16 protein-coding genes are annotated in these 17,172 nt (G+C 69.9%); 8 read left to right on the top strand and 8 right to left on the bottom strand.

Annotation, left to right across the window (positions count from 1 at the left end; genetic code table 11):
• Positions 1 to 24: 24 nt before the first annotated feature.
• The 8 genes from Q9S71_RS13995 to Q9S71_RS13960 all read left to right on the top strand — a co-directional run bounded on the left by Q9S71_RS13995 (position 25) and on the right by Q9S71_RS13960 (position 9,462).
• On the top strand, positions 25 to 1,137 hold the full coding sequence (locus Q9S71_RS13995) for a mannose-1-phosphate guanylyltransferase (RefSeq protein WP_311862980.1): 1,113 nt from the start codon (positions 25 to 27) through the stop codon (positions 1,135 to 1,137).
• A 173-nt stretch (positions 1,138 to 1,310) separates the two neighbouring features.
• Positions 1,311 to 2,420 (top strand): BMP family lipoprotein, encoded by a 1,110-nt coding sequence (locus tag Q9S71_RS13990; RefSeq protein ID WP_311862979.1) that lies wholly within the window; start codon positions 1,311 to 1,313, stop codon positions 2,418 to 2,420.
• Between the two features lie 90 nt (positions 2,421 to 2,510).
• Positions 2,511 to 4,031 carry an ABC transporter ATP-binding protein gene (locus Q9S71_RS13985; protein WP_311862977.1) on the top strand — a complete coding sequence of 507 codons (1,521 nt, stop codon included), beginning with the start codon at positions 2,511 to 2,513 and terminating at the stop codon, positions 4,029 to 4,031.
• Between the two features lie 56 nt (positions 4,032 to 4,087).
• On the top strand, positions 4,088 to 5,305 hold the full coding sequence (locus Q9S71_RS13980; RefSeq protein WP_311863315.1) for an ABC transporter permease: 1,218 nt from the start codon (positions 4,088 to 4,090) through the stop codon (positions 5,303 to 5,305).
• The gene (locus tag Q9S71_RS13975; RefSeq protein ID WP_374209374.1) at positions 5,302 to 6,585 is read left to right on the top strand and encodes an ABC transporter permease; all 1,284 of its coding nucleotides are present in this window, start codon (positions 5,302 to 5,304) and stop codon (positions 6,583 to 6,585) included. Before Q9S71_RS13980 ends, Q9S71_RS13975 begins: the two co-directional genes overlap by 4 nt.
• Positions 6,527 to 7,033: a cytidine deaminase gene (locus Q9S71_RS13970; RefSeq protein ID WP_374209375.1), complete on the top strand. Its 507-nt coding sequence runs from the start codon at positions 6,527 to 6,529 to the stop codon at positions 7,031 to 7,033. The genes Q9S71_RS13975 and Q9S71_RS13970 overlap by 59 nt, the downstream gene beginning before the upstream one ends.
• On the top strand, positions 7,030 to 8,322 hold the full coding sequence (locus Q9S71_RS13965; protein WP_311862975.1) for a thymidine phosphorylase: 1,293 nt from the start codon (positions 7,030 to 7,032) through the stop codon (positions 8,320 to 8,322). Before Q9S71_RS13970 ends, Q9S71_RS13965 begins: the two co-directional genes overlap by 4 nt.
• Before the next feature lie 24 nt (positions 8,323 to 8,346).
• Positions 8,347 to 9,462: an adenosine deaminase gene (locus tag Q9S71_RS13960; protein ID WP_311862974.1), complete on the top strand. Its 1,116-nt coding sequence runs from the start codon at positions 8,347 to 8,349 to the stop codon at positions 9,460 to 9,462.
• Between the two features lie 99 nt (positions 9,463 to 9,561).
• On the opposite strand, the gene Q9S71_RS13955 is transcribed toward Q9S71_RS13960, so the two are convergent.
• The 8 genes from Q9S71_RS13955 to Q9S71_RS13920 all read right to left on the bottom strand — a co-directional run bounded on the left by Q9S71_RS13955 (position 9,562) and on the right by Q9S71_RS13920 (position 17,138).
• A complete protein-coding gene (locus Q9S71_RS13955; protein WP_311862972.1) occupies positions 9,562 to 10,194 on the bottom strand; it encodes an endonuclease domain-containing protein in 633 nt (210 codons plus the stop codon).
• 573 nt (positions 10,195 to 10,767) lie between these two features.
• Positions 10,768 to 11,526 carry an alpha/beta hydrolase gene (locus Q9S71_RS13950; RefSeq protein WP_311862970.1) on the bottom strand — a complete coding sequence of 253 codons (759 nt, stop codon included), beginning with the start codon at positions 11,524 to 11,526 and terminating at the stop codon, positions 10,768 to 10,770.
• A complete protein-coding gene (locus Q9S71_RS13945) occupies positions 11,523 to 12,686 on the bottom strand; it encodes a mannitol-1-phosphate 5-dehydrogenase (RefSeq protein WP_311862969.1) in 1,164 nt (387 codons plus the stop codon). Before Q9S71_RS13945 ends, Q9S71_RS13950 begins: the two co-directional genes overlap by 4 nt.
• Complete coding sequence (locus tag Q9S71_RS13940) at positions 12,683 to 13,123, bottom strand: PTS mannitol transporter subunit IIA (protein WP_217531063.1); 441 nt, start codon at positions 13,121 to 13,123, stop codon at positions 12,683 to 12,685. Before Q9S71_RS13940 ends, Q9S71_RS13945 begins: the two co-directional genes overlap by 4 nt.
• An 83-nt stretch (positions 13,124 to 13,206) precedes the next feature.
• Positions 13,207 to 14,832, bottom strand: coding sequence for a PTS mannitol transporter subunit IIBC (locus Q9S71_RS13935; protein WP_253035481.1), 1,626 nt, complete (start codon positions 14,830 to 14,832; stop codon positions 13,207 to 13,209).
• Between the two features lie 29 nt (positions 14,833 to 14,861).
• The gene (ptsP, locus tag Q9S71_RS13930; protein WP_311862968.1) at positions 14,862 to 16,529 is read right to left on the bottom strand and encodes a phosphoenolpyruvate--protein phosphotransferase; all 1,668 of its coding nucleotides are present in this window, start codon (positions 16,527 to 16,529) and stop codon (positions 14,862 to 14,864) included.
• 7 nt (positions 16,530 to 16,536) lie between these two features.
• Positions 16,537 to 16,812, bottom strand: coding sequence for an HPr family phosphocarrier protein (locus Q9S71_RS13925; RefSeq protein WP_064001364.1), 276 nt, complete (start codon positions 16,810 to 16,812; stop codon positions 16,537 to 16,539).
• Positions 16,809 to 17,138: a PTS sugar transporter subunit IIB gene (locus tag Q9S71_RS13920; protein WP_064001365.1), complete on the bottom strand. Its 330-nt coding sequence runs from the start codon at positions 17,136 to 17,138 to the stop codon at positions 16,809 to 16,811. Before Q9S71_RS13920 ends, Q9S71_RS13925 begins: the two co-directional genes overlap by 4 nt.
• Positions 17,139 to 17,172 lie beyond the last annotated feature (34 nt).

Genomic DNA, 17,172 nt, shown 5'->3' with positions numbered 1-17,172 from the left:
CGAGCGGCCGGTAGGGTTCGGAGCATGGCCGAACACATCGAGGACTTCTACGCCGTGATCCCCGCCGGAGGCGTCGGTTCGCGGCTGTGGCCGCTCTCGCGGGCGGATGCGCCGAAGTTCCTCCACGACCTCACCGGCTCGGGGCATTCGTTGCTGCGCGACACCTGGAACCGGCTCGAGCCCCTCGCCGGTCCCGACCGGATCGCCGTCGTCACCGGGCGCGCCCACCGTGCCGCGGTCGAGGCGCAACTCCCGGGCATCCCCGACAAGAACGTCATCCTCGAGTCCGAGCCGCGGGACTCGGCCGCGGCGATCGGTCTCGCAGCGGCGATCCTGCACCGCCGGCATCCCGACGTCGTCATCGGCTCCTTCGCCGCCGACCACGTCATCCGCGGATCTCGCGTCTTCGAGTTCGCGGTGCGCGACGCCGTCGAAGTCGCCCGCGAGGGGTACATCTGCACGATCGGCATCCAGCCCTCCGAGCCCGCCGTGGGCTTCGGCTACATCAAGAGGGGCGGCGAGTTGATCGTCGACGGCGCCCGGGATGCCTCGCTGGTCGAGCGGTTCGTCGAGAAGCCCGACCTCGAGACCGCCAAGGCCTACGTCGCCGACCGCTCCTACCTCTGGAACGCGGGCATGTTCATCTCGCGCGCCGACGCGCTGCTCGCCGAGATCGAGGCCAACAACCCCGCCCTGCACGCCGGGCTCATCGAGCTGGCGGAGGCCTGGGACGACCGCGACCGACGCGGGCCCGCCGTCGACCGGATCTGGCCCACGCTCGAGAAGATCGCTATCGACTACGTCGTCGCCGAGCCCGCCGCCGAGAAGGGCCGGCTCGCCGTCGTGCCGGGCCACTTCGACTGGGACGACGTCGGCGACTTCGCGAGTCTCGCGAAGCTCAACTCCGGCGGCCGCACCGACCTGGCGATCCTCGGTCAGAACGCACGCGTGCTGTCGGACCGGGCCAGCGGCATCGTGGTGTCGCAGACGAGCCGCGTCATCAGCATCATCGGCGTGAAGGACATCGTCGTCGTGGACACCGACGACGCGCTGCTCGTCACCACCGCCGAGCACGCCCAGCGCGTCAAGAGCGTCGTCGACGCCCTGAAGGTCACCGGTCGCGGCGACGTCCTCTGACCGGCGTCATCCGGGGTTCGCAATTGTGCAGGATGCCGCTCCCGTGACGGGATGATTGCGGCTTTGTAACCATTCCGGCGTACGGCCTGATCACGCTGCGTCCTCGGCGTCACAGTAGGTAACTTCAGTTGAGCCGCCGCGAAGTCCGCGGCGCCTTCAATGTGGAGGCTGCATTGACTCTCTCGACCCCCAAGAAGCTCGTCGGCATCTCCGCCGCAGCGGGCCTTCTCGTCGCCCTCGCCGGATGTGGGACCGCACCCGAAGCCACCCCCTCCGGCAGCGCCGGCGCTGAGCCCGGCGGAGCCGTCGACGGCTTCCTGCCCTGCATGGTGTCCGACTTCGGCGGCTTCGACGACAAGTCGTTCAACCAGCTCGGTTTCGAGGGCCTGCAGAAGGCCTCCGAGGCGCTCGGCGTCAAGCCGATCACGGTCCAGTCCGACAGCGAGACCGACTTCGCCCCCAACCTGCAGAACCTGGTCGACCAGAACTGCACCATGATCATCACGGTCGGCTTCGCCCTGGCATCCGCCGCGGGTGAGTCCGCGAAGGCCAATCCCGACATCGAGTACGTCTCGATCGACGACCCGGTGGACAACGACTTCGACGGCAAGACCGACGCCCCGAACATCAAGCCGCTGCTGTTCGACACCTCGCAGGCCGCGTTCCTCGCCGGTTACGCCGCCGCGTCGTACTCGGAGGCCGACAAGGTCGGCACCTTCGGCGGCCAGCCCTACCCGACCGTCACGGTCTTCATGGACGGTTTCCGTCAGGGCGTCGAGTACTGGAACGAGCAGAAGGGCGAGAACGTCGAGGTTCTCGGCTGGGACGGCAAGGACGGTGTCTTCACCGGTGGCTTCACCGCCAACCAGGACGCCATCAACGCCGCCCAGGGTCTCGTCGACCAGGGCGTGGACGTGCTGCTGCCCGTCGGCGGCCCGATCTACCAGTCCGCGGCATCCGTCATCCGTGACTCCGGCCGCGACATCGCCCTCATCGGTGTCGACGCGGACGTCTACGAGACCGACCCGAGCGTCGCCGAGCTGCTGCTGACCTCGATCCGCAAGCTGATCGACGTCGGTGTCGAGGACGCCGTCACCGCCGCGGGCAAGGGCGAGTTCGACGCCGCCCCGTTCATCGGAACGCTCGAGAACGACGGTGTCGGCCTCGCGCCGTTCCACGACTTCGAGTCGAAGGTCTCGCCCGACCTGCAGGGTGAGCTCGACACGATCAAGGCGGGCATCGTGGACGGGTCGATCACGGTCGACTCCTACCTCGCCCAGTAATCCCCTTCGGACGTGGGGGGCCGGAGTTCCGGCCCCCCACGTTCTTTGCGTCCGGTGCGCTCTGCGCGCCCCTCTCTTAGGATCGGCTCTATGAAGCTCGAGCTCCGCGGTATCACCAAGCGGTTCGGATCACTCGTCGCCAACGACCACATCGACCTCGTCGTCCAGCCCGGTGAGATCCACTGTCTCCTCGGTGAGAACGGCGCCGGCAAGTCGACGCTGATGAACGTCCTCTACGGCCTGTACCAGGCGGACGAGGGGGCGATCCTCCTCGACGACCAGGTGCAGAACTTCACCGGCCCCGGCGATGCGATGCACGCCGGCATCGGCATGGTGCACCAGCACTTCATGCTCATCCCCGTCTTCACCGTCGCCGAGAACGTCATGCTCGGCCACGAGTCCACCAAGGCAGGTGGGTTCCTCGACCTGGCCGCTGCGCGCGACAAGGTCCGCGAGATCTCCGCACGATTCGGGTTCGACGTCGATCCCGACGCCCTCGTCGAAGACCTGCCCGTCGGCGTGCAGCAGCGCGTCGAGATCATCAAGGCGCTGTCCCGCGACGCGCGCGTCCTCGTCTTCGACGAGCCGACCGCCGTCCTCACGCCGCAGGAGACCGATGAGCTCATCGCGATCATGCGTCAGCTGAAGGATGCCGGCACCTCGATCGTCTTCATCACCCACAAGCTCCGCGAGGTCCGCGAGGTCGCGGACCGCATCACCGTCATCCGCCTGGGCAAGGTCGTCGGCGAGGCCTCGCCGACCGCGTCCAACGCCGAGCTCGCCTCGTTGATGGTCGGCCGTGCCGTCGAGCTGACCGTGCAGAAGGAGGCGCCGAAGCTCAACGACGCCGCCCTCGTCGTCGAGAACCTCACGGTCGTCGACCCGTTCGGCCACGTCGTCGTCAGCGACGTCAGCTTCACCGTCCGCGGTGGTGAGGTCCTCGCCATCGCCGGCGTGCAGGGCAACGGTCAGACCGAGCTCACCGAGGCGCTCCTCGGCCTCCAGCCGCAGACGCGCGGTTCGATCTCCCTCAACGGCACGGAGCTCGTCGGACGCAGCGTCCGCCGCATCCTCGACGAGGGCGTCGGTTTCGTCCCCGAGGACCGCACCGAGGACGGCCTCGTGGGTGCGTTCACGATCGCCGAGAACCTCATGCTCGACCGGGCCGACGGCGAGCCGTTCGTCCGCGGCGGCGCCGTCCAGCGCGGAGTGCTCGAGGCGTTCGCGCAGGAGAAGTTCGCCGAGTTCGACGTGCGGGCGCCCGGCATCCACACCCCGGTCGGCCGTCTCTCGGGCGGCAACCAGCAGAAGGTCGTCCTCGCCCGCGAGCTCAGCCGCGACCTGTCGCTCTTCGTCGCCGCCCAGCCCACACGCGGCGTCGACGTCGGGTCGATCGAGTTCATCCACAAGCGGATCGTCGACACGCGGGATGCCGGGGTGCCGGTCATCGTCGTCTCGACCGAGCTCGACGAGGTCACCGCCCTCGCCGACCGCATCATGGTCATGTACCGCGGACGCATCGTCGGGATCGTCCCGGGAGACACGGAACGTGAGGTCCTCGGCCTCATGATGGCGGGCGAGAGCGCCCCCGGAGAGGGGGTCGCGGCGTGAGCGTCGCCACCGAACCCGCGCGCACCGACGCGCCCCAGCCGTCCAAGTGGCACACGATGCTCCTGCAGATCACGCAGGGCAGCGCGATCATCTCGGTCCTGGCCGTCGTCCTCGCCCTCATCGCCGGCGGCATCATGATCGCGGCGACCGACGACGGCGTCCAGGCGGCATCCGGCTACTTCTTCGCCCGCCCGGGTGACACGTTCGTCGCCATCTGGCAGGCGGTGTCGGGAGCGTACGGCGCCCTCTTCCAGGGCTCGATCTTCAACTTCGGTGCGCCGACCTTCGCCCGCGCGATCCGTCCGCTCACCGAGACGCTCACCTTCGCCACGCCGCTCATCGCGGCCGGCCTCGGCGTCGCGCTCGCGTTCCGGATCGGCATGTTCAACATCGGTGGTCGCGGTCAGATGCTCATGGCGTCGGCCGCCGCCGGGTGGGTCGCGTTCGGCCTGGATCTGCCGCCCGTCATCCACATGCTGGTGGCGCTGCTGGCCGGCATCATGGCGGGCTCGCTCTGGGCGGGCATCGCGGGGTTCCTCAAGGCCCGCACCGGTGCGCACGAGGTGATCGTCACGATCATGCTCAACTACGTCGCGTTCTACCTCGTGTCGTGGATGCTGCGCACCCCGGGCCTGCTGCAGGCACCGGGCTCCAGCAACCCGAAGACGCCCGCGATGAAGGAGACGGCGATCCTGCCGGACCTCCTCGGACCGCAGTTCAATCTGCACCTCGGCTTCGTCCTCGTCATCATCGCCACGGTCGTCGTCTGGTGGATCCTCAACCGCTCGAGCCTCGGCTTCCAGTTCCGGGCCGTGGGCGAGAACCCCGCCGCCGCGCGCGTCGCGGGCATCAGCGTGCCGCGCATGTACGTCTACGGCATGCTCCTCGCCGGTGGTCTCGTGGGCCTCGCCGGCGTGAACCAGGTGCTCGGCACCGTGACGACGGGCTTCTCGTCCGACATCGACGCGGGCATCGGCTTCGACGCCATCACCGTCGCCCTGCTCGGACGGTCGACCCCGTGGGGCACGTTCGCCGCCGGCATCCTCTTCGGCGCCTTCAAGGCGGGCGGATTCTCGATGCAGGCCGCCGAGCAGGTGCCGATCGAGATCGTGACCGTCGTCCAGGCGCTCATCGTCCTCTTCATCGCGGCGCCGCCGCTCGTCCGCACGATCTTCGGCCTGCCCTCGCCCGAGCGCGACCGGCGCCGCGCCGAGAAGGCGCGCCGCAAGGAGCTCAAGGCGCAGTCCGACAAGTCGCAGGAGGTGGCCGCGTGAGCGCCCCCGTGGTTCAGACCTCGACGGCCGACGTGCTGCCCGAGACCACCATCATCCGCAGCTGGAAGGCTCCGATCGCCCTCGCGGTGTTCACGGTCCTCTACGCGCTGCTCGTGCTCGTCGCCGCTCGCGGCGGTGAGAGCACCTTCCGCCTGTCGACCCAGACCGACGTGATCAAGCTGGCCGATCTGGTCGTCCCGGTCGGCGCGACGACCACCGGCATCCTGGTGCTGCTGGTCCTGCTCACCGCCGGGTCGGCCTACCTCGTGCGATCCTCGGGACGCTCGCCGCTGTGGGTCACAGTCGCGTACGTCCTCCTCGTGGTCGTGGGCTTCCTGACCTGGGCCGCTGCCGGCGCCGCGATCCCCGTCGTGGGTCTGCTGGCGGGCTCTCTCACCCTCGCCGTGCCGCTCATCTACGGCGCGCTCGGCGGCGTCATCGGCGAGCGGGTGGGCGTCGTCAACATCGCGATCGAGGGTCAGCTGCTCGCCGGCGCCTTCACGGCAGCCGTGGTCAGCACCGTCACTGGTCAGCCCCTGCTGGGTCTCGTGGCGGCGATGGTCGCCGGTGTGCTCGTGGCGGCGATCCTCGCCGTGTTCGCGATCCGCTACCTCGTCGACCAGGTCATCGTCGGTGTCGTGCTCAACGTCCTCGTCACGGGCCTCACGAGCTTCCTGTTCTCGCAGGTGCTGCAGCCCAACGCGGCGACGCTGAACCAGCCGCCGCGATTCGACCGCATCCCGATCCCGCTGTTGAGCGACATCCCCGTCCTCGGGCCGGTGCTGTTCCGCCAGACGATCATCGTGTACGTCATGTACATCGTCGTCGCGGCGGTGTTCTTCGGGATGTTCCGCACCCGGTGGGGACTGCGACTGCGTGCCGTCGGCGAGCACCCGCAGGCCGCCGACACGGTCGGCATCAAGGTCAACGCGACCCGGTTCTGGAACGTGCTGCTCGCCGGTGCGATCGCGGGCCTCGGGGGCACGGTCTTCACGATCGGCAACGGCATCGCGTTCAACAAGGAGATGACCGCCGGCGCCGGCTTCATCGCCCTCGCCGCCGTCATCTTCGGCCAGTGGAACCCCATCCGCGCCACCCTCGCCGCGCTGCTGTTCGGCTTCGCGTCGAACCTGCAGAACACGCTCAGCGTGATCGGCGCGCCCGTGCCCAGCGAGTTCATGCTGATGGTGCCATATGTCGTGACGATCTTCGTCGTGGCCGGTGTCGTCGGCAAGTCGCGGGCACCCGCCGCGTCGGGCAAGCCCTACATCAAGGGCTGACCGGGATGCCGCGACCCGCGGCATCCGCTCAACTACAGAGGAAGAAGTCGTGACCGACATCGATTGGGACGAGCTGCGTTCGGCAGCCGTCGAGGCCATGGAGAAGGCGTACGCGCCGTACTCCCGTTACCGCGTGGGCGCTGCGGCGCTCGTGAGCGACGGACGGATCGTGACCGGCTGCAACGTCGAGAACGCGTCGTACGGCGTCGGCCTGTGCGCCGAGTGCGGCCTGGTCGGGAACCTGCACATGACTGGCGGCGGCGAGCTCGTGGCGTTCGTCTGCGTCAACAACGACGGCGAGACGATCATGCCGTGCGGACGGTGCCGGCAGTTGCTCAACGAGTTCGCGATCCCCGGGATGCTGCTCGAGACCGTGTCGGGAATCCGCACGATCGACGAGGTGCTCCCCGACGCCTTCGGTCCGCGCGATCTGGAGGCCGCCCGGTGAGCGGGGTCGAGGCGTTCGACGCCGTCGACGTCATCCGCACCAAGCGCGACGGGGGAGCGGTTCCCGAGGACGCCCTGCGCTGGATGATCGACGCCTACACGCGCGAATACGTCGCGGACTCGCAGATGGCGGCCTTCGCTATGTCGGTGCTGCTGAACGGCATGAGCCGCGACGAGATCCGCGTGATGACCGACGCGATGATCGCCTCCGGTGAGCGGATGAGCTTCGCCGGTCTCGGCAAGCCGACCGTCGACAAGCACTCCACCGGCGGTGTCGGCGACAAGATCACCCTGCCGCTGGCCCCCCTCGTCGCGTCGTTCGGTGTCGCGGTGCCGCAGCTCTCGGGCCGCGGCCTCGGCCACACCGGCGGTACGCTCGACAAGCTCGAGGCCATCCCCGGCTGGCGAGCAGCCCTCAGCAACGACGAGATGATCGCGCAGATGCAGGGCGTCGGCGCCGTCATCTGCGCGGCCGGATCGGGGCTCGCCCCCGCCGACAAGCGCCTGTACGCGCTGCGTGACGTCACCGGAACCGTCGAGGCGATCCCGCTCATCGCCTCGAGCATTATGTCCAAGAAGATCGCCGAGGGCACCGACTCGCTCGTCCTGGACGTGAAATTCGGCTCCGGCGCGTTCATGCAGGACGTCGACAAGGCGCGCGAGCTCGCCCGCACGATGGTCGCGCTCGGCACCGACTCGGGTGTCGCCACGACGGCCCTCCTGACCGACATGAACACGCCGCTCGGCCTCGCCATCGGCAACGCGAACGAGGTCCGCGAATCGGTCGAGGTGCTCGCCGGCGGCGGCCCCGCCGACATCGTCGAACTCACCGTGGCCCTCGCCCGCGAGATGCTCGCCCTCGCCGGTCAGCCCGATGCCGACGTCGAGGCTGCTCTGAAGGACGGCCGCGCCATGGATTCCTGGCGCCGCATGATCCAGGCGCAGGACGGTGACCCGGATGCCGCGCTCCCGACCGCGCGCGAGACGCACACCGTCACCGCGACCGAGTCCGGCGTGATCACGCGCCTCGAGGCCCTGCCTTTCGGGATCGCCGCGTGGCGCCTCGGGGCGGGCCGGGCACGTGCGCAGGACCCCGTCATCCACGCCGCCGGCATCGACCTGCACGTGAAGCCGGGCGACACCGTGACGGCCGGACAGCCGCTGTTCACCCTGCTGGCCGACGATGCGAACCGCTTCGCGCGGGCCACCGAGGCGCTCGAGGGCGCCTGGGAGATCGGTGCCGAGGCACCGGCATCCACTCCGCTCGTCCTCGAGCGCATCACCGCCTGACCCCCTCACGACAGGACTGCACCCATGGCCATCGACCAGCACGGCGACGCGAAGCTCGAGGGCGTCTCGATCCGCTCGCTCCCCAAGGTCTCGCTGCACGACCACCTCGACGGCGGGCTGCGCCCGCAGACGATCATCGAGATCGCCGACGAGGTCGGCGTCGAGGTTCCCGAGGCGGCCGCCGACGACCTCGCCGATTGGTTCGAGGACCAGTCCGACAGCGGCTCGCTCGTCGAGTACCTGAAGACCTTCGATCTCACGATCGCCGTGATGCAGACCCGCGACGGCCTGCGCCGTGTCGCGAAGGAGTTCGTCGAGGATCTCGCCGCCGACGGCGTGATCTACGGCGAGGTCCGCTGGGCTCCCGAGCAGCACCTGCAGGGCGGTCTGAGCCTCGACGAGGTCGTGGAGGCCGTGCAGGAGGGCATCGAAGAGGGTGAGGACGCCGTCGAGGCGTCGGGCCGCGACATCCGGGTCGGCCAGCTCATCAGCGCGATGCGCCACACCGACCGGTCGCTCGAGATCGCCGAGCTCGCCGTCCGCCACCGTGGGCGCGGCGCGGTCGGATTCGACATCGCCGGTCCCGAGGCCGGGTTCCCGCCGTCGAACCTGCGCCCGGCGTTCGACTACCTGGCATCCGCCTTCTTCCCCGCCACGGTGCACGCGGGTGAGGCCGCAGGTCTGGACTCGATCCGCTCGGCCCTCATCGACGGCCGCGCCCTGCGCCTCGGGCACGGCGTGCGCATCGCCGAGGACCTCGACGTCGTCGAGCAGAAGGGCGAGGAGGTGCAGGTGCGCTTCGGCGACCTCGCCCGCTGGGTGCGCGACCGCGAGATCCCGCTGGAGCTCTCGCCGTCGTCGAACCTGCAGACCGGTGCGATCGCCGCGTGGGGGACGCAGCTCGAGGACCACCCCTTCGACCTGCTCTACCAGCTCGGCTTCGCTGTCACGGTGAACGTCGACAACCGCACGATGAGCCGCACGTCGCTCACGCGCGAACTCTCGCTGCTCGCCGACGCGTTCGAGTACACGCTCGAAGACCTCGAGGCGTTCCAGCTGAACGCGGCCGCGGCCGCCTTCCTCACGATCGAGGAGCGCGAGGAACTCATCGAGCTCATCGGCGAGGGCTTCTCGGCCTGACGGCTGCTGCACCGGCGCGCCGGCACTATCCGCGGAGTTCTCCGGGTCCTGGCCCGCAATTCGGTCCGGAGCGGGGACGCACCCTCCGATTCTCCGCGGTCAGTGCCGGGCGAGGGCACAACTGATCGACGTTCGGACGCGATCACGGTGGTACTGGATGTCCTCCGCGAGCGGGCGCACCGTGGCGTAGCCGAGCGCGGCGGCCGCGAGGTCCCGTCTGCGGTCGCGCTTCTGCGCCTCCCACCCCTCGTGGTGGGCGCGGCTGTCGCATTCGATGATCAGCCATCCCTCCACGACGAAGTCGACCCGCCCGACGGTCGGGATCCTGACCTGCGTCTCGAATCGGCAACCCAGCGAGCGGAGGATCAGTCGCATCAGGGTCTCCGGTCCGGACTCTGCCGATGGGTCCATGAGGGATCTGAGGCTGCGATGCCTCTGGGGTAGCCGGCGGAAGGCCTCCGCGATGGCGGTCTCGTCGATGAGACCCAGGTGCCAGGCGCTGTCGAGGGTCGCGACGGCGGCTCGAGGTTCCTGGCACCGGACGGCAGCCACGACCGCGCTGACGATGTCGACGGCCGTCGCGCTTGTCGGCAGCGATGCGGGCCGCCAGTGTCGGACGACGTCGGGTTCAGCCGGCGCGAGGCTGCTGCGGTGCGGCGTCACCTGGACGTGCAATCGCGTATCCGAGAGGACGTACACGCCGAGCGTCCGCAGCAGCGATACGCAGTCCAAGCGGTCACCCGATCGAGCAGCGCGAATCAGGTCGGGATGCGCGTTCCCCGGGAGGTAACGGTCCCGACGTACGCGTACGAGTCGGCCGGCGGCTACGGCGTCGTCAATGTCCCGACGTCGCATGCCGGCGTCGCGGAGCTCCCGCCGAGAAAGGGCGTGGGCGGGGAGTGTGTGAGCAGACATGCGCCCCAGGGTGGCGGTTCCGGCGCGGACCCCTATCGCGGCGGGTCCGACCTGGGGAGCAGCGCCTCGATCCCGCGTCCGGGGAGGAGCCGGCGTCGACCCTGTGCGCGGAGTTCGGGGCCCGTACCGGGTTACCTGCGCCCCGCGCGGTATTGGCCGTGTTGCGCTATCCGAGGAGTCTTGTCGCCGGGCGGCCGCTCAGGTCCGCGATCGACGGGACCGAGGGAGATTTCTCCGCGGTTGGAGCGCGCGGAACGCCGGAGAGAGGCGGCAGTCGGAAGTGGAGACGAGAGATTTTTCCGCGGCTGTGGCCGGAGGTCCGGTGAGGGCCGGTTCCGCGGCTGTCGCCGGGCGTGCGTCTACCCGGCCGGAGTGGCACCCCGGCGGCGCTCAGAGGCGGGGGAGGAGCTCCGCGACGGATGCCGTGATCTCGGCCGTCATGTCGGCGCCGTCGATCGCGGGGGTGCCGTCACCGGCCTGGGGGCCGTAGTCCCCGAAGGAGGCGTGCGCGGCTCCCGCGATCTCCACGAACGCGGCGTCGGCGGGCAGCATCCCGCGGGCGTCCTGGATCTTCTCGGGCGTCGACAGGCCGTCCTCCGCGCCCGAGATGCTCAGCACCGGCAGGCCGGAATCCGACAGGTCGTTCGCGCAGTACGAGCCGAAGAGGACGAGCCCGTCGGCATCCGGTGCGAGCTGGCACGCGCGCACGCCGCCCAGGGAGTGGCCGCCCACGAGCCAGGCGTCCACACCCGGTGCAGCGGACGTGAAGTCCGACAGCGGCCGCGGGTCGAAGAACGCGAGGTTCAGCCAGGGACGGGTGATGACGACCGTCATCCCGTCTTCGGCGACGAGACCCGACAGCTTCGCCTCGTAGGCCTCGGCCTGGACCTTGGCTCCCGGGATGAAGACGAGACCGACCGTGCTCTCGCCGGACGCCGGCGACATCACGACGTTCCCGCCGGTGGCGGCGACGACGATCCGGTCGTCCTCGCGCACCGAGGCGAGCGGGCCGGCCTCGGCATCCATCACCCCGACCTGGCTCCAGACCACGATGCCGACGACACCGGCGACGAGCAGCCCCGCCAGCGACAGCGCGACGATCGTGAGGACGCGCCGTGCGCGCGACCGGGGCCGCTTCGCCGCGCTCACGCGCGGTAGACGCCGAGCTCGGTCTGCCGCTGCGCGACCTGCTCGTGCACGCGCGCGAAGAGCGGATGCTCCGCGTCGAGGCCCGTGACGGAGGTGGTGAGGGCCGCGGCATCCTCTGTCCGGATGCGCTCCTGCAACTCGACCGCTTGCGGATCCGCGGCGTCCTCGAAGCGCAGAGCGGCGGCGATAGCGGCGACGAGACCGTCCACCGGGAGTCCGCGCTCGGCGGCAGCGGCTGCCGGTCCGATGAAACGTTCGTGGCGCGAGAGCTTGCGCAGCGGCTGCCGGCCGACGCGCTGGACGGTGTCGGGGAGCGACTCGTTCGAGAACCGGTCGAGAATGGTCGCGCGGTAGTCGGCCAGTTCGCCGGCATCGAGGCCGTGGGCGGCCGACAGGAAGGCGGACGTCTCCTCGAGGGCCCGCTCGACCTTGGTGCGGATGCCGGGGTCGGCGAGGGCGTCCGAGATGCGCGTGATCCCGGCGACGTACCCGAAGTAGGCGGTCGCAGCGTGGCCGGTGTTGACCGTGAAGAGCTTGCGCTCGATGTAGGGAGCGAGGTCGTCGACGAAGTGCGCGCCGGGGATGTTCGGCAGGTCGTCGCCGAAGGGACCGCGCTCGATCGCCCACTCGAAGAACGGCTCGACGGTGACGTCGACGCCGGCGCCCTCGGGCTGGCCCGGGACGATGCGGTCGACCGCGGTGTTCGCGAAGACCGCGCGGGCCTGGAGGTCGCCCCAGGCATCGCCGGCGAACTTCTCGATCTCGGCGCGGAGGGTGTCGGTCGCGCCGATCGCGTTCTCGCACGCCATGACCTGTAGGGGCTTCGCGTCCGCCGCTCGACGGGCGAGCCCTTCGAGGATGTGCGGCGCGACGAAGGGCAGGATGTTGGGCCCGACCGCCGTCGTCACGACGTCCGCCGTCGCGATCTCGTCGGCGACCGCGTCGGGGTCGGCCCGGCTGTCGAGGGCGCGGAAACCGGTGACCGTCTTGTCGCCGCCGCCCGGTCCGACCTCGTGGACGGTGTAGGCGGATGCCGCGTTGATCGTCTCGACGAGGGTGGGGGCGACGTCGGAGAAGACGAGGTCGTACCCGCCCTCGTGCAGGAGCAGTCCGACGAAGCCGCGGCCGATGTTGCCGGCGCCGAAGTGGACGGCTTTCATGCGTTGTTCACCGTCGAGAGCAGCTGGTAGAGCTCCTCGGGGGTCTGCGCGGCCTTCAGCTTCGCGACCTCGTCGTCCTCGGAGAACAGCAGCGCGATCTGCGACAGGATCTCGAGGTGCTCGTCGCCCTTGCCGGCGATGCCGACGACGAACGTGACGTGCTCGCCGCCCCAGTCGACGCCGCCGTCGTAGCGGACGAAGGACAGCGCGGAGTCGAGGATCGCGTCCTTCGTCTCGTTCGTCCCGTGGGGGATGGCGAGTTCGTTGCCCATGTAGGTCGAGACCGCGACCTCGCGCTGCTGCATGGCGTCGAAGTAGGCGCCGGTGACGGCGCCGGCGGCCTCGAGGATGTCGGCCGCCTCCTTCATCGCCTGCTCCTGGCTGACGGAGCCGGAGTGGATGCGGATCTGACCGAGGGTGAGGACGTCGCGAGCCATGACTTTCTCCTTCTGGGGACTGTGTGTGGAAAAAAAGCGCTGCGGGGCCGGGACCATTGTCTCCGACCCCGCAGCGGACCGCATCAGGCGTCGCCGCGCTGGCGGCGCACCATCTCCACGACCTCGTCGTACTTCGGCGAGTTCATGAAGTTGTCGACCGAGACGTGCACGGAGCCGGGGGTGACCCCGCGGGCACGATCGGTCAACTGCGCCTGGGTGATGACCAGGTCGGCGGACGGGTCGAGGTTGGCGATCGCCTTGTTGGTGACCGTGACGCCCTCGACGCCCGCCTTCTTGAACTTGTTGCGCAGGACGCTCGCACCCATCGCGGACGACCCCATGCCGGCGTCGCACGCGAACACGATGTTCGAGATCTCGCGGTCGGCCACGGCCGTGCCGGCCGGAGCGGATGCCGCAGCCGCCGCCGTGCCGGAGCCGCGCAGCGCGTCCATCGCGGACGACGACTTCCCCTTGTTCGCCTCGGTCTGCGCGATCGCGGCGCCGAACGTGTCGCCTTCGGCGGCGAGGTCCCGCTTGCGGGAGGCCCGCAGGATGACCGCGGTGATGAGGAACGTCACGACGGCCGCGACGATCACCGAGAGGTAGACGACGAGCAGGTTCGGCACACCCGCGCCGACCGCGGCGGCGGTGACCGCGATGATGCTGCCGGGAGCCGCCGGGAACTGGAGTCCGCCGTTGAAGAGCATGTTGACGGTCACGCCGCTCGCACCACCCGCGATGAGGGCGAGGATCGTAGCCGGCTTGCTCAGGGCGTACGGGAAGTAGATCTCGTGGATGCCACCGAGGAACTGGATGATCGCCGCACCGGGGGCGGACGCCTTGGCCTGACCGACACCGAAGAAGGTGAAGGCCATCAGCAGGCCCAGGCCGGGGCCGGGGTTGGCCTCGATGAGGAACAGGATCGACTTGCCGGTGTCCTCCACCTGCTGCAGGGCCAGCGGGGTGAACACGCCGTGGTTGATGGCGTTGTTGAGGAAGAGCACCTTCGCGGGTTCGACGAAGATCGACAGCAGCGGGAGCAGGCTGAGCGAGACGAGCCAGTCGACGATGCCGCCGAGGAACGCGCTGACGCCGAGCATGATCGGGCCGAACGCGAAGAACCCGATGATCGCGAGGATCATGCCGAGGATGCCGGCGGAGAAGTTGTTGACGAGCATCTCGAAGCCGGGCTTGATCTTGCCGTCCCACAACTTGTCCATCTGCTTGGTGATCCAGGCCGCCAGCGGACCCATGATCATCGCGCCGAGGAACATCGGGATGTCGGTGCCGACGATGACACCCATGACGGCGATCGTCGCCACGACGCCGCCGCGGGCGTCGTAGACCATGCGACCTGCCGTGTTGGCGATGAGCAGCGGCAGGAGGTACGTCACCATCGCGCCGACGAGGCCGATGTACCCGGTGTAGGTCCCGGCGTCACCTTCGGTGAGCGCGGTGCGGGCACCCTGCCACCCGATCTGGGCCACATCTCCGCCGCCGCCGAGGATCTCGGCGACGGGGAACCAGTGCCAGCCGAACGGGCTGCGGGCACCGAAGAAGCCGTCGGGGATGAAGAGCATGGTGATGAAACCCCATGCGATGAACGCTGCGATGTTCGGCATGATCATGCCGGACAGGAACGTCCCGAATCGCTGCACGCCGACGCGTGCGCGGCTCGGTGCGCGGGTGGCTGTTGTCGCCGTTGACATGTGCTGGTTCTCCTTTGGTGTGCCGCGGGTCATGCGGCGGTGTGCTGTGCTGCGGCTTCTTGGGCCGCGGCTCGGGCGGATGCCGCATCGGATGCGGCGAGGGCTGCTTCGGCGATGCGCTTCGCGTCGTCGAGGCTGTGGTGCAAGAGGGTGGCGCGCACGTCTGCGAGCGCCGTCGGGGCCATGGAGAGCGTCGTCGCGCCGAGGCCGACGAGGACGACCGCGAGCAGCGGGTCGGCGGCGGCCTCGCCGCAGATGCCGACCGGCTTGCCGTGGGCACGGCCGCCGTCGCCGGTGAGCTTCACCAGTTGCAGGACGGCGGGATGCCACGGGTCTTGGAACGAGGCGACCGAACCGAGCAGGCGGTCGGCCGCGAGCGTGTACTGGGTGAGGTCGTTGGTGCCGATCGAGGCGAAGTCGGCGTGGGCGAGCACCCGGTCGGCGAGGAGGGCCGACGACGGGACCTCGACCATGACACCGGCCGTCTTGATCCCGTACTCCTTCGCGAGGGTGACGAAGTACTCCGTCTCCTCGACGGTCGACACCATGGGGGCCATGACCCACAGGTCGGCGTCGGTGGCGGCATCCGCGTTCGCAAGGGCGGTCAGCTGCTCGCGCAGGATGTCCTCGCTGGCGCGGAGTGCGCGGAGGCCGCGGAGACCGAGGGCCGGGTTCTCCTCGTGCGCGTCGTTGAGGAAGGCGAGCGGCTTGTCGGCGCCGGCATCCAGGGCGCGGACGACGACCTTCTTGCCGGGGAACGCCTGCAGCAGCTCGGTGTACGCCGTCGTCTGCTCCTCGACGGTGGGAGCCTGCGACGAGCTGAGGAAGAGGAACTCGGTGCGGAAGAGCCCGACACCCTCTGCGCCCAGCTCGACGGCCTTGGCGGCGTCGGCGGGCTTGCCGAGGTTCGCGAGCAGCGGCACCGTCGTGCCGTCCGCGAGCGCGCCGGGCGTGATCGGCGCGTCCGCGGCGGCGGCGCGGTCGGCCTCGCGGCGCTCGGCCTGCGCGATCTCGTCGTCCGTGGGCAGGGTCGTGACGATGCCGGCGGCCGCGTCCACGATGACCGTCTCGCCCTCGGTCAGACCCGAGGCGCTGTGCACGCCCACGACGGCGACGATCGACTTCTCGCGCGCGAGGATCGCCGTGTGCGAGGTCGGGCCGCCTTCGGTCGTGACGAGGGCGAGCACCTTGTCGAGGTCCAGCAGGGCGGTGTCGGCCGGGGCGAGATCCTTCGCGACGAGGACGAACGGATGCCCGGGGTCGGGCACGCCCGGTGCCGGCACCCCACGCAGGTGGGCGATGACGCGCTGCGCGACGTCGTCGAGGTCCGCGGCGCGCTCGCCGAGGTAGCCGCCCATGGCGGCGAGGGAATCGCGGAACGAGGCGAACGCGTCGAAGACGGCGAACTCGCCGGTCGCGCCGGCGGCGAGACGGGTGGCGACCTCGTCCTCGAGGGCGGGGTCCTCGGCCATCATGGCCTGCGCCTCGAGCACCTCCTGCGCGGCTCCGCCGGCGGTGGCGCCGCGCTGCTCGAGCTCGCGGGCGACCGCCTCGATCGCCGCGGCGACGCGGGCCTTCTCCTCCTCGGCGTTGAGCGTGCTCTTCTCATCCTTCGGCGCGGGCAGCGGCTCGGCCATCCGTGCGACGGGGCCGTGGCTCACGCCCAGGCCGATTCCTACTCCTCGAAGATCAGTCATGTGTCCCTCAGGCGTCGTGGTCGGTGGTCAGAAGTTCGGTCAGGGTGTCGAGGACGTCCTCCGCGCCCGGCCCGTCCGCGGTGAGCGTGACGTAATCGCCGCTCTCCGCGCCGAGCGAGATGACGCTCAGGATGCTCGCCGCGTTGACCGCGCCGCCGGCCCCCTTCGAGATGGTGACCGGGATGCCGGCATCCTTCGCCGCCTGCGCGAAGAGCTTCGCGGGGCGGGCGTGCAGGCCGTGGGAGGAACCGATCCTCACCGTACGGCTGGCCGGTGCGCTCATCGCGGGGTCCTTTCGATGCGGTCGGCGGCGGTCGCGGTGGTGACGAGGGCGAGCGTGCGGGTTCCGTCACGATCGTCGAAGACGTCCTCCGGGAGCAGAACGACACGCGCCTGTCGGGTGGCGGCATCCCGCTCGATGTCGGGGAGGGCGGAGGCAAGATGCGGACCCACGAGCACCACGTCGCCGGCATCCGTCCCCGTGGCAACCATGCCGGGGACACCCGCGTGGACGAGCAGTTCCCTGCCTTCGCGCTGTGCGGCCTGCCGCAGACGCTGGGCGACGAACGTGCTCGACGCGCCGGCGCCGCAGACGACGAGGATCTTCATCGATCCGCCTCCTTGTCTCCCCGCAATTCTCATC

Source organism: Microbacterium gawkjiense, assembly GCF_031932225.1.
Taxonomy (GTDB): Bacteria; Actinomycetota; Actinomycetes; order Actinomycetales; family Microbacteriaceae; genus Microbacterium; species Microbacterium gawkjiense.
The sequence above is the reverse complement of the archived record's forward strand: the minus strand, read 5'-3'. Positions and strand labels throughout refer to the sequence as shown.

Excerpts from the sequence above, each read along its gene's own strand:
- Q9S71_RS13920 (WP_064001365.1), bottom strand. The coding sequence starts at position 17,138 with ATGAAGATCCTCGTCGTCTGCGGCGCCGGCGCGTCGAGCACGTTCGTC.
- Q9S71_RS13980 (WP_311863315.1), top strand. The coding sequence starts at position 4,088 with ATGCTCCTGCAGATCACGCAGGGCAGCGCGATCATCTCGGTCCTGGCC.
- ptsP (WP_311862968.1), bottom strand. The coding sequence starts at position 16,529 with ATGACTGATCTTCGAGGAGTAGGAATCGGCCTGGGCGTGAGCCACGGC.
- Q9S71_RS13960 (WP_311862974.1), top strand. The coding sequence starts at position 8,347 with ATGGCCATCGACCAGCACGGCGACGCGAAGCTCGAGGGCGTCTCGATC.
- Q9S71_RS13935 (WP_253035481.1), bottom strand. The coding sequence starts at position 14,832 with ATGTCAACGGCGACAACAGCCACCCGCGCACCGAGCCGCGCACGCGTC.
- Q9S71_RS13940 (WP_217531063.1), bottom strand. The coding sequence starts at position 13,123 with ATGGCTCGCGACGTCCTCACCCTCGGTCAGATCCGCATCCACTCCGGC.
- Q9S71_RS13985 (WP_311862977.1), top strand. The coding sequence starts at position 2,511 with ATGAAGCTCGAGCTCCGCGGTATCACCAAGCGGTTCGGATCACTCGTC.
- Q9S71_RS13995 (WP_311862980.1), top strand. The coding sequence starts at position 25 with ATGGCCGAACACATCGAGGACTTCTACGCCGTGATCCCCGCCGGAGGC.
- Q9S71_RS13945 (WP_311862969.1), bottom strand. The coding sequence starts at position 12,686 with ATGAAAGCCGTCCACTTCGGCGCCGGCAACATCGGCCGCGGCTTCGTC.
- Q9S71_RS13925 (WP_064001364.1), bottom strand. The coding sequence starts at position 16,812 with ATGAGCGCACCGGCCAGCCGTACGGTGAGGATCGGTTCCTCCCACGGC.